This is a genomic window from Devosia sp. Root635 (assembly GCF_001427605.1).
Taxonomy (GTDB): Bacteria; Pseudomonadota; Alphaproteobacteria; order Rhizobiales; family Devosiaceae; genus Devosia.
In genome coordinates, this window is sequence record NZ_LMGZ01000021.1 from 204621 (window position 1) to 216212 (window position 11592).

An 11592-nucleotide genomic window follows, 5' to 3' on the forward strand; every position below is an offset into this window, starting at 1 on the left:
GGTCTATGCGTCCCCGGCCTTGGCGGTCTGCTTGGCGGCGGCCCTGGGTTTGGCGGCGGCGCGTTTCTTAGGCGCCGGCTTGGCGGCTGCCGGCGCTGCCTCGGCGGGCTTTGCCGCCGGCTTCTTCGCGGCCGCCGGCTTCTTGGCCGGTGGGTCCAGCGGCGCCAGCTCGGTGGTGATGACCGGACGGGTAGGTGCTGCCTTGGCCTTTACCGGGGCCTTCCTGGCGGCCGGCTTCTTCGGCGCGGCCACCTTCACCGGCGGCGTTACCCTGGGGCCGTCGGCCCGGAATCCGGCCTCGGCGCCGATCTGGGCTGCGGTCTTGGGCGGTGTCATGCCCGCGGCAGCCTTTATCTCATCGACGACGCTTTCGGCCCTGGGGTCGGCAGGCGTGATGACACCGGTCGGCTTGGTGCCGGTCGGGGTCATGGCGTTGAACTCCTTGCGGATTTCATCGCTGGTCTTCTTGAGCGGCGCGGTGATGGAATTGCGCAGGTTGCGCACTTCATCGAGGCCGGTGGTCTTGTTGATCTCGCGCTGGAAGTCATTGCCCATGCGCCTGATCTGCCCGGCAATCTTGCCGATGCGGCTCATCACCACCGGCAGGTCTTTCGGTCCGATGACGATCAGCGCCACGACACCGATCACCAGCATCTCTGTCCAGCCCAAGCCGAGCATAGTCCTATTCCTTCAAAGCGGCGGCGGGGCCGGCAGTAACGTCTTCAGACGTCTTTCTTTTCCGGCTCGCCAACAGGCGCGGCAGCCGTGGTCGTTACCCGCTCCACCGGCTTGTCGTCGTCCTTCATGCCCTTCTGGAAGGCTTTGATGCCCGAGGCGACTTCGCCCATCATGCCGGAAATCTTGCCGCGACCGAACAGCAGGATCACGACGACGGCGACAACGAGAATGCCCCAAATTCCTGGCGCGTGCATTTTGGTCTCCCTAAATTTCAGAACGCGTTACACGCGAAAGATAGGTCAGAAATAGGGTCAATCGCGCGCAAACACAAGAACGTGCTCAGGGTTCAGAGTCACGAAGACGTCTTGTCCCACCCGCAGGGCCGCGTCGGAGGGCTGGCGGAGGCCGAGCGGGGCGTCGAGACCATCGACCGTGACTTCGCAGATGTCGGTGCCAATGGCGTCGCGCTTGCTGACGATGCGACCAGGGATACCGGGCCCGCCAAGGGCAATGGCAGCGCCGCCGGCCGGGCGAATGGCTATCGTAACCGGGGCGCCCTCGGCCAGGCCCGGCGTGGGCACGGAGCCGAGCGGCGTGTCGGCGCGGCCCTGCGAAACCAGGCTGTCGATCTCGCTGAGAGGTGAGAAGAAACGCGCGGCGTTGAGGTCGATGGGCCGGCGATAAATCTCTGCGGCGGTGCCGATCTGGGCGATGCGGCCATGGCGGAGCAAAGCCACGCGATCGCCAAGCACCATGGCTTCTTCGGGGTCATGCGTGACGATGAGGCTGGTGACATGGGTTTCGCGCAGCACGGCCAGGGTTTCCTCGCGCACCGTCTCGCGCAAGCGGGCATCGAGGCTGGAGAAGGGTTCATCGAGCAGCAGAATGCCGGGGCGCGGGGCGACGCTGCGGGCCAGCGCCAGGCGCTGTTGCTGGCCGCCGGAGAGCCGGTGCGGATAATCGGCTTCGCGGTCGGCAAGACCAACGCGGCGCAGGGCGGCACGGGCCTGGGCGAGCGCCGCAGTGCGGCCGAGCCGGCGCAGGCCGAAGAGCACATTTTGCAGGACGGTCATGTGCGGAAAGAGCGCAAAGTCTTGAAACATCAGGCCAATTCCACGCCGGTCTGGTGGCGTGGTCATGCCCGGAGCCGAGACCCTCTCGTCATTGATGCGGATCGAGCCGGCGTGAATCGGCTGGATGCCGGCGGCGGCGCGCAGGGCGGTGGACTTGCCGGAGCCGGATTCGCCGAGCAGGCAGACGATCTCGCCAGCGTTGAGGGTGAGGCTGAACCGGTCGAGTACCACCCTGCCCCCGAGTTGAACCTCGATGGCGTCCAATTCGAGCGTGGCGGCGAAGCTGACGCCGGTGGTGCCGCGCAAACCCCAGTCGGAGCTGGATTTTTCGGCCATCAGTCCTGGTCCTCGTCGGTGCCGAGGTCGTCGGGGTCGAGCGGATCCTCGTCGTCGCGCAGGGCGGCGTCGTCGAAGGGGAGCGGGATTTGCAGGTTGGGCGGCAGGCGGCCGGAGAGCAGGCCGGAGCCCTTGAGTTCGTCGAGGCCGGGCAGATCGCCGAGGGTTTCGAGGCCAAAGTGATCGAGAAAAGCGTCGGTGGTTCCGTAGGTTACGGGGCGGCCGGGGGTGCGGCGGCGACCGCGCATGCGGATCCAGCCGGCTTCCATCAAGAGGTCGAGCGTTCCCTTGCCGGTGGCGACGCCACGGACCTCTTCGATCTCGGCGCGGGTGGCGGGCTGGTGGTAGGCGATGATGGAGAGGGTTTCCAGCGCAGCGCGCGACAGCGGGCGGTTTTCCTGCTCGTCGCGACGGAGCAGGAAGCCGAGGTCTTCGGCAGTGCGGAAGGCCCATTTGTCGGCGCGCTGGACCAGGTTTACCCCGCGCGTGGCGTAGCGGGATTGCAGCGTCAGCAGGAGTTCACCAATGTTAGCGCCTTCCCCCAGATACGTTAGCAGACTGTTAGCATCGAGAGGCTCACTTGACGCGAAAAGGAGAGCCTCGAGCACACGCAGGTTGCGCTCCAGGACTTCACTGCGATCGTCGTCGGAAAGCCCGCTCACGGCCGGTCTGCCTTGCGGCGGCGCATGAAGAGCGGGCCGAAGGTCTCGGTCTGGCGCAGGTCGATCTGGCCCAGGCGGACCAGTTCGAGGCTCGAGGCGAAGCTCGAGGCGCGGATGGTGGCGCGCTCGGCCGGGGTGACGAGGTAGTCGGCCAGGTAGGAATCCATCGACACCCACTCGAAACTATCACCGATCAGGCGCTGGAGGATATCGCGCGCCTCCTGCAGCGACCACACGGTGCGCTGGATGGGCGAGTATTCGGTGGTGATGCCGCGCTCGCGCTGGCCCGCATAAGCCTTTAGCAGGTCGTAGAGGCTGGCTTCCCACAGGGAGGTGCGCCTGATCTCGATCGGCTCGGGCATGCCGCGGGCATAGACCTGGAAGCCGAGGCGCGGCCGGTTCATCAACTGGCTGGCGGCGCGGCGCATCGCTTCGAGGCGCTTGAGGCGGAATTGCAGCATGGCGGCCAGCATTTCGCCCGACGGCTCGTCGTCGGAGGGCGCTTGCGGCACCATGAGGCGGCTCTTGAGATAGGCCAGCCAGGCGGCCATCACCAGATAGTCGGCGGCAACCTCGATGCGCTTTTCGCGCACGGTTTCGATGAAGGCGAGATATTGTTCGGCAAGGGCCAGCACGGAAATGGCGGCGAGATCGACCTTCTGGCGGCGAGCGAGGTCGAGCAGCAGATCGAGCGGGCCTTCATAGCCACCGACATCGACATACATGACATCTTCGGCCGCCGGCTCGGCAGGCGTGTCAAACCAGTCGGTCTGGGCAGTCGTCATAAATTCAGTGCCGCGCAACAGGAACGTCCGGCCATCCTTGGCCGCTGGGTCCGCGGGCGTCAAGCGCCGAAGACGGGAGATTCCCGCTTTCGCGGGAATGACATCGTGGGCAGGCGAAGCCGGCCGGCCTGACTACATCGGGACGCAATCGCCGCCGGCGGCAATGACATTGGTGCAGATATTGCCGGCGGCAGAGGTCGAGTTCGCCGGAACCCGAACGCGGTAATAGATGCCGCGGGCGCCAAGATCGACGCGCTGCACTTCCATATTGGCGCCGCCGAAGAGCGGGCCGAAGCGGGTGACCAGAGCCTGCGCGGCCTGGCGTGCTTCTGCCTCGCTCCGCAGTGAGGCCAGCTGGGCATAGGCGGGCGCCGAATTGGGCAGGGCCTCGACCTCCACGGCGCCCGGTATCTGGGCGGTGGCGGCGGGCTGGGCAGCCGGCTGGGTGATAGCGGGCCGCGTGGCGGGCAAGGCGCCGAGCGTGGAGGTGGTGGGCGGCGGCGGCAACAGGTTGCCAGTGCCGGCAGCAGGCGTATCGATCACGGCATTGACCGGCGACGTCGCGGTGACGGTCGGCGCGGTGGCCTGCACGAGTCCGGCCGGACGCAGCATGGGCACCGGCGCCGACTTGCCGGCCAGCAGATTACCGGCCAGATCGACAGCCGCAACGGTCGAACCGGGGGTGACCGGCGTTGCCGGGGCCTCGGCAGCAGCCGGCTCAGGCGTGCTCGGGGCGGCGGGCTCAGGCTCGACGCTGGCCACCAGATCGGGGCTGGCCGTTTCCGCGCCCGGAACCGCGGGAACATTCGGACGATCCACAGGCAGGATGGCGCTGCCGGCAACGCTGTCGTCGCCGCTGACAATGGTTCCGTCAGGGCGGACGGTGACGGTCCGCACCTTGCGATTGGCCAGGCCTTCCTCGCTCAAATCGGTTGCGGGCGGAACCTGGGTGACCTCGTTGACGTCGGCCTGGTCGCGCGACACGAGCTGTTCTTCGGCACCGGGGACGACGCCGTTGATCTCGTTGAAAACGATGGATTGCGGGGCCGCAGCGGCATCGGGCTCGACCACCGGGGTTTCCTTGACCGGGCTGGCATCAGCGGTGAGCAGCGGCGCCGGGCCGGCATCGCGCCCCAGACCGAGCACCCAATACAGACCAAAGCCGGCGGCCAGCAGCAACGTGACCGCCACCAGCGGACCAGCAACGGCGCGCGTGATACCGCGGGACCGGGGCAAGCGGCGGGCGGAGGGCGCGACCGCGCCGGTGTCATCGACCTCGGGGGCCTCGACCCAGCCGATTTCGGCGCCGGTCGCCTGTGCCGCGGCAAGAATGGCTTCGTCGGCGCCGGAAAGCTCACGTGGCGCGGTGGGCGCGGCCTCGACCGGCGCTACCGGAACGGTCGGCGTGGCCAGGCTGCGCAATGCCGGGCTCGGCGCGGGCCGCTCGTCGGCCTCCGACTCGTCCGGGGTGTCGAATTCGACGCGCATGGCGCGGCCGATCAAGTGCTCGATCTCGTCGATCGGGTCGCTGCCCAAGCCATCATCCTGCGGCGCCGAAGCGGGCACGACGGCTGGCGCGGGTTGGCGCAGCCCGGCGGAACGCCCGGTGGACTCGGGAGCCGCCGGCTCGGTTACAATCGGGCTGACCGATGGCTCGACCGGTGCAGGCCGAGAGCCGAGCCCGAAGACGGGAGGAATCTTGAAGCGATCCTGCTCGGGCCGCGGCGCGGGCTGGACGTTGAGAGCGCGCAATTCAGGCGACTTGTCCTGGCCGCCGATATTGGCAGGAACCGCCGTCGGCACCCAGCCGTGTCCGGCCTGCGGCGTGGACGGGAAGGCAGTGGGCACCACGGGCGACGATGGCGCGGCAGGCTCCGGCGCGGATTCGTCCGAGAACTCGGCAGCGATCAGATCGGCAATACCGTCGTGATCGTCGGTGGAAACCGCTGCCAGGACCGGCGTTGCAGGCTGCTCAACCGGAACAGGCGGCGCCTCGGACGGAGCGGCCGCGACAGCGTTGCGCCGGGGCGTCGCGAGGTCGAAATCGAACCGGAACGGTTCGGGTGTTTCGGATGGCGGCGCGGCGGCTGCGGCCGGTTCGGCGGGCGCGGACGGCACCGATGCGGCAGGCCGCTCGGCAGCCATGGCCAGGGTGTGATCGAAATCGAAACGCGGGGCCGGCGGTGCATCGCCGGGAATGCGGACGGTAAAGGCCGGAGAAGCCGGTTCCGCCGGATGGTCACCTTTGGCATCCTGGGCCATGAGCTTGGCAAGCTCGGCAATCAGATCATCTGCGGCGTCGGATTGTCCGGCCATTGGCTGCGGTTTCGCTGACATCAACCAGCGCCCTCTCGATTACGACTACTGACTACTACGGCGCCCAAACAGGGCTTTGTGCCGCGAGTCATCACAGTAATGCGCCCGAATTATGAAAGCTCCTCGGGCGCCGAAACGCCCAGAATTGCTAGTGCGTTGACGATAACCTGGCGCACGGCATCGACCAGCGCGAGTCGCGCCAAGGTGAGCTTTGGATCGGCATCGTTAACAAATCGTAAATGCGGATCGTCCTTGCCCTTGGCCCAGAAGCCGTGGAAGGCCGCGGCGAGCTCGTGGACATAGAAGGCGATGCGGTGCGGCTCATGCGCCACAGCCGCTGCCATGACGGTGCGCGGCCAGGCGGCGAGCACCCGGACGAGGTCGAGTTCGGCTGGGGTGACGATGCGCTCGATATCGGCAGCCGCCAGCGCAGCGGGGGAGAAATCGAGGGCCGGCAGGTCACGCGCGGCGGTCTTGAAGATCGAGTAGGAGCGGGCGTGGGCATACTGGACGTAGAAAACCGGGTTGTCCTTGGTCTGCTCCTTGACCAGGGCGAAGTCGAAATCCATCGCCGCGTCATTGCGCCGGTACATCAACATGAAGCGGGTGGCGTCGGCGCCCACTTCCTCGACCACGTCGGCCAGGGTGACGAGATCGCCGGAGCGCTTGCTCATCTTGAACGGCTCGCCATTCTTGAGCAGACGAACAAGCTGGCAAATGCGGACATCCATGTCGGCGGCGTTGAGCGAGACGGCCTTGGTGGCCGCCTGCAGGCGCTTGACGTAGCCCGAATGATCGGCGCCCAGCACATTGATCATGTGCTTGAAGCCGCGCAGGAACTTGTTGCGGTGATAGGCGATGTCGGCGGCGAAATAGGTGTAGGAGCCGTCGGACTTGATCAGGGGCCGGTCGACATCGTCGCCATAGTCGGTGGCGCGGAACAGGGTCTGCTCGCGGTCTTCCCACTCGTCGGGCGTCTTGCCCTTGGGGGGCTCCAGCCGGCCTTCATAGATCATGCCCTCGTGGCGCAGCCAGTCGAGGGTGAGCTGAATATCGCCCCCTGCCCCATGCAAGGTGCGCTCGGAGAAGAACACGTCGTGGTGGATATTGAGCTGCGCCAGATCGGCCTTGATGAGGTCGAGCATGGCGGCCAGGACGCGCTCCTTGACCAGCGGGATGACTTCGGATTCGGGGCGGCCCAGCAGGCTGTCGCCGAACTCGGCCTTGAGGGCCTGGCCGACCGGGATCAGATAATCGCCGGGATAGAAACCGGGCGGAATCTCGATGGTCTCGCCCAGGGCCTCGCGGTAGCGCAGCAGCGTGGAATTGGCGAGCGTGTCGATCTGGCTGCCGGCGTCGTTGATATAATATTCGCGGGTCACCTCGTAGCCGGAATAGGCCATGAGGGAGGCCAGGGTGTCGCCGAAAACGGCGCCGCGGGTGTGGCCAACGTGCATGGGGCCGGTCGGATTGGCCGAGACATATTCGATATTGACCGCTTCGCCGCCGCCCAGGGTGGAGCGGCCGTAATCGGCGCCGAGACTGGCGATGGAGCGCAGGACCTGGTGCCAGATTGGCGTGGCCAGGCGGAAATTGATGAAGCCGGGGCCGGCGACGTCGACGGAGGTGACATCGGTATCGTGCTTGAAGTGTTCGACCAGGGCATTGGCGACGTCGCGCGGATTCATGCCGAGCGGCTTGGCCACGATCATGGCGGCGTTGGTCGAGAGGTCGCCATGGGCGGGATCGCGCGGCGGCTCCACCACGATACGGGCCAGCAGGTCCGCCCCGGCCTGGGGGAAGAGAACCTGCATGGCATTGCCGATGCGTGCGGAAAAGAGAGCGAAAACGTCCATGATAAACCCGGAAACTAAGGTGCGCCGGGGTTAACGGAAATCCGGGCGAGCGTCAAACAGGCGCTGGTATTCGTCTGTCGCATAGGGATCGGTCATGCCGGCGATGAAATCGGCGACGATACGGGCGAGATGGCTGTCGTCGGGCGCGGCGGCGGCGGCTTCGCCCCAGCGGGTGGGGAGATCGCGGGTTTCCATGTAGCGGGCGAAAAGGCCGGCGACGACGGTTTCGCTCTGGCGGACGGGGCCCATGACGGTCTCGTGGCGGTAGACCTTGGCAAAGAGGAAGGTCTTGAGGCCGCGTTCGGCTGCGGCGGCCGAGGGCGAGAAGGTGACGAGGGTGCGGCCGGCCTTGCGGACATCCTCGGCGGCGGTGACGCCGGACGCGGCGATATTGGCTGAAGTCGTGGCGATGACATCCTCTATGGCGCGGGTGATGAGGCGCCGTTGGACTTCGTGGGCCTGGCGCTTAGGGGCGATATCGGGATAGCGGGCGAGGACTTCGCGGACGATGGGGCCAGCCAGCGGCACTTCGGCGAGATCGGCGAGGGTGATGAGGCCGGCGCGCAGGGCGTCGTCGATGTCGTGGGCGTTGTAGGCGATGTCGTCGGCAATGGCGGCGGTCTGGGCTTCGAGCGAGGCGAAGCTGGAAAGGCGCAGGTCGGCGGAAGCCGGAATGTCGTCGAAGCCGGATGGGAGGCCTTCTTCGGCATATTTGCCGTAGGGGGTGCCGTCTGGATTGGTCAGGGGGCCATTGTGCTTGAGGATGCCTTCGAGGGTTTCCCAGGTGAGGTTGAGGCCATCATGCTCGGCATAGCGGTTTTCGAGGCGGGTGACGACGCGCATGGCCTGGATATTGTGATCGAAGCCGCCATAGGGCGCCATGGCGGCGTGGAGCGCGCGTTCGCCGGCGTGGCCGAAGGGGGTGTGGCCGAGATCATGGCTGAGGGCGATGGCTTCGGCCAGGTCCTCATCGAGCCGCAGGGCGCGGGCCATGGAGCGGGCCATCTGGCTGACTTCGAGCGTGTGGGTGAGCCGATTGCGGAAGTGACCGCCATATTGCAGGAAGACCTGGGTCTTCTGCTGCAGGCGCCGGAAGGCGGTGGAATGGATGATGCGATCACGGTCGCGCTGGAATTCGGAGCGCGTGGGGCTGGGGCCGGTGCCGTATAGGCGGCCGAGGGAGCGTTCGGGCTTACTGGCGTAGGGGGCGGTATCGCTCATCGGTGATGGTCGCTCAATCTTTTGGGCCTTTTCATTTCCGACAAGAGTTACTATTTTAGCCCTACCGTTATGACATTACGGCGTGGACCTATCATGACTGCTACCGCCCTTGCTTCTCCCCTGCTGACCGACCGCGCTGCCAGGCGGGTATCGCGTATCCTGGCCAAGGAACCAGAAGGGACGGTGCTGCGCATTTCGGTGGCGGGCGGCGGGTGCTCGGGATTCCAGTATGAATACAATCTCGTACAGGAAAAGCCGGCCAGCGACGATATCGTTCTGGGCGAGGGTGACGCCGTGGTGCTGATCGATTCGATGAGTCTCGAATTCATGGGCGGGGCGGAGATCGACTTTGTCGACGACCTGATCGGGCAGAGTTTCCAGATCAAGAATCCCAATGCGGTGGCCTCCTGCGGCTGCGGCACGAGCTTTGCCGTCTAAAGCATTGAAATCCTAGTCATCACCCCATAGCGTCTCGCCAACGAGGGAGGGACGCAATGAGCCTGGTCGAACGCGTGGACGCGGCGGTGGATGCCGCGCTGGTGCAGCGCATTGTCGGCTGTGTCATCCTGATCAAGCGGAATGGCGAGGAGATTTATGCGCGGGCTGCCGGGTTGGCCGACCGCGAGGCCAAGGTGTCGATGCGGCGCGAGGCGATCTTCCGGCTGGCTTCGGTGACCAAGCCGATCGTGGCGACGGCTGTATTGCGGCTGCTCGACCTGGGGCTGATCGGGCTTAATGATCGCGTGACGCGCTACCTGCCGTGGTTCACGCCGGCCAATCCGGATGGCAGCAAGGCCGATATCCGGATCCGGCATTTGCTGAGCCATACGTCGGGGCTGACCTATGGCAACGTGCCTGATGATGCGAGCGGCGGGCTTTCGGGGCCGGTCAATTCGCTGACCGAGACACTGCAGAATATCGCCAGGGTGAAGCTGGCCTTTGCGCCGGGGACGGGCTGGGATTACGGGACCAGCATCGATGTGCTGGGCGGGGTGCTGGCGGCGATCAACGGGTCCAATGTCGAGGATGCGCTGGGGCGGCATGTGACCGGTCCGCTGGGCATGGCGGATGCGCATTTCCATGTGACGGACCCGGCGCGGCTGACGGCGGCTTATGCCGATGGCGTGCCGCCGGTGCGGATGGGCGATCCGCATGTGCTGGGCGACCAATATGGCAGCACAACATTTTCGCCGGGCCGCATCTTCAACCCGGCCGCGCCGCAGAATGGCGGGGCCGGCATGGCAGGAACGGCCGACGACATCATGAAGCTGCTTGAAGTCTATAACGGCAATCCGGGCCTGCTGACGCTGGAGACCGTGGCCCTGGCGCTGGCCAACCAGATCGGGGAGCTGCCGCGACGCGCGAACGACGCCGGCAAGCGGTTCAGCTTCATCGGCGCGCTGCTGGAAGACCCGGCGGCGGCGAACAATCCCTGCCCTGCCGGCACGGTAGACTGGGGCGGGGCGTGGGGACACAATTGGGTGGTCGATCCGGTGAACCGGATGACCATCGTGGTCTGCACCAATACGACGTTCGAGGGCTGCAACGGCCCGTTCCGCGACGATATCCTGAGAGCAGTCTACGCCTGACGGGCGTAGGCGGTTGCCCCCTGCCCGGCCGCCGTTTAGCGTGGCGGCAACGGAGACTCGTCATGCGTATTGCCACCTGGAACATCAACGGCGTCAAAGCCCGGCTCGAGCTGCTGCTGAAATGGCTGAGCGAGGAAAAGCCGGATATCGTGGTGCTGCAGGAAATCAAGACGGTGGACGAAGGTTTCCCGCGGCTCGAGATCGAGGCCCTGGGCTATAATGTCGAAACGCATGGACAGAAGAGCTGGAATGGCGTGGCCATCCTGTCGCTGCTGCCATTCGACGAGGTGTCGCGTGGATTGCCAGGCGACGAGTCGGACGAGCAGGCGCGGTTGATCGAGGGCGTGTTCTCGGTGGAAAGCGGCGCCATTCGCGTCTGCGGCATCTACCTGCCCAACGGCAATCCGGTCGATAGCGAGAAATTTCCCTACAAGCTCAACTGGATGCGGCGGCTGGAAAGCTATGTCCAGGGCCGGCTGGCGCTGGAAGAGCCGTTCATCCTGCTCGGCGACTTCAACATCATCCCGGCACCGATCGACGCGCATGACCCCGAGGCCTGGTGGGGTGACGCGCTCTATCGCCCCGAAAGCCAGGAGCGATGGCGCGCGCTGGGCAATCTGGGGCTGACCGATGCGCTGCGCGCGGTCAATGCGGAGCCGGCCTATACATTCTGGGACTTCCAGGCCGGCGCCTGGCGGCGCAATGCCGGCATCCGCATCGACCACCTGATGGTGTCGCCACAGGCCGCGGACCGGCTGGAGAATGTGATCGTACACAAGGATGTGCGCGGCTGGGACAAGCCCAGCGACCATGTGCCGGTGGAGGGGGAATTTCGGTTTTAGGGGATAGCTCCTGCTAGCTTCCCCCTGATAGGGGAGGAACAGATCGGGGATTTGGCCCGATTTTGCCCAATCACCAGCCGTCACCGTCGGGCTTGACCCCGAGGACATTTCACTTAGCCAAGGCTCCGCAAGTGCTGAGCCCTCGGGTCAAGCAACTGTCGATTGTTTGACGATAGCATTGAGGATGGTGATGAACTTTCTCATTGCAGCGTTGATGGCGAGTTTGAAGGGTTT

The 11592-nt window shown here is 65.8% G+C and carries 11 protein-coding genes; 3 read left to right on the forward strand and 8 right to left on the reverse strand.

All coding sequences use genetic code 11. The annotated features are described in order from the left end of the window. Positions 1-3 precede the first annotated feature (3 nt). The 8 genes from tatB to ASD80_RS15090 form a co-directional block, all read right to left on the reverse strand. Positions 4-678, reverse strand: coding sequence for a Sec-independent protein translocase protein TatB (tatB, locus tag ASD80_RS15055; RefSeq protein ID WP_056234414.1), 675 nt, complete (start codon positions 676-678; stop codon positions 4-6). A 44-nt stretch (positions 679-722) separates the two neighbouring features. Then, positions 723-932 carry a twin-arginine translocase TatA/TatE family subunit gene (gene tatA, locus ASD80_RS15060; RefSeq protein WP_056234417.1) on the reverse strand — a complete coding sequence of 70 codons (210 nt, stop codon included), beginning with the start codon at positions 930-932 and terminating at the stop codon, positions 723-725. Positions 933-989: 57 nt separating this feature from the next. Then, positions 990-2087, reverse strand: a complete 1098-nt coding sequence (locus ASD80_RS15065) for an ABC transporter ATP-binding protein (protein WP_056234420.1) — start codon at positions 2085-2087, stop codon at positions 990-992. Beyond that, positions 2087-2749, reverse strand: coding sequence for an SMC-Scp complex subunit ScpB (gene scpB, locus ASD80_RS15070; RefSeq protein WP_056234422.1), 663 nt, complete (start codon positions 2747-2749; stop codon positions 2087-2089). The genes ASD80_RS15065 and scpB overlap by 1 nt, the downstream gene beginning before the upstream one ends. Next, the gene (locus ASD80_RS15075) at positions 2746-3534 is read right to left on the reverse strand and encodes a segregation and condensation protein A (protein WP_056234507.1); all 789 of its coding nucleotides are present in this window, start codon (positions 3532-3534) and stop codon (positions 2746-2748) included. Before ASD80_RS15075 ends, scpB begins: the two co-directional genes overlap by 4 nt. 132 nt (positions 3535-3666) lie before the next feature. Then, on the reverse strand, positions 3667-5871 hold the full coding sequence (locus ASD80_RS15080; RefSeq protein WP_156460479.1) for a hypothetical protein: 2205 nt from the start codon (positions 5869-5871) through the stop codon (positions 3667-3669). Between the two features lie 89 nt (positions 5872-5960). Further along, on the reverse strand, positions 5961-7706 hold the full coding sequence (argS, locus tag ASD80_RS15085; protein ID WP_056234428.1) for an arginine--tRNA ligase: 1746 nt from the start codon (positions 7704-7706) through the stop codon (positions 5961-5963). A 30-nt stretch (positions 7707-7736) separates the two neighbouring features. Continuing rightward, complete coding sequence (locus ASD80_RS15090; RefSeq protein ID WP_056234431.1) at positions 7737-8927, reverse strand: deoxyguanosinetriphosphate triphosphohydrolase; 1191 nt, start codon at positions 8925-8927, stop codon at positions 7737-7739. A 93-nt stretch (positions 8928-9020) separates the two neighbouring features. Here ASD80_RS15090 and ASD80_RS15095 point away from each other — a divergent pair, with 93 nt between their 5' ends. The 3 genes from ASD80_RS15095 (at position 9021) to xth (ending at position 11358) form a co-directional block, all read left to right on the forward strand. After that, complete coding sequence (locus tag ASD80_RS15095; RefSeq protein WP_056234433.1) at positions 9021-9365, forward strand: HesB/IscA family protein; 345 nt, start codon at positions 9021-9023, stop codon at positions 9363-9365. 56 nt (positions 9366-9421) lie between these two features. Further along, positions 9422-10516 (forward strand): serine hydrolase domain-containing protein, encoded by a 1095-nt coding sequence (locus ASD80_RS15100; RefSeq protein ID WP_056234435.1) that lies wholly within the window; start codon positions 9422-9424, stop codon positions 10514-10516. A 62-nt stretch (positions 10517-10578) separates the two neighbouring features. Further along, entirely contained in the window at positions 10579-11358 is a 780-nt protein-coding gene (xth, locus tag ASD80_RS15105; protein WP_056234439.1) for an exodeoxyribonuclease III, read from the forward strand. Positions 11359-11592 lie beyond the last annotated feature (234 nt).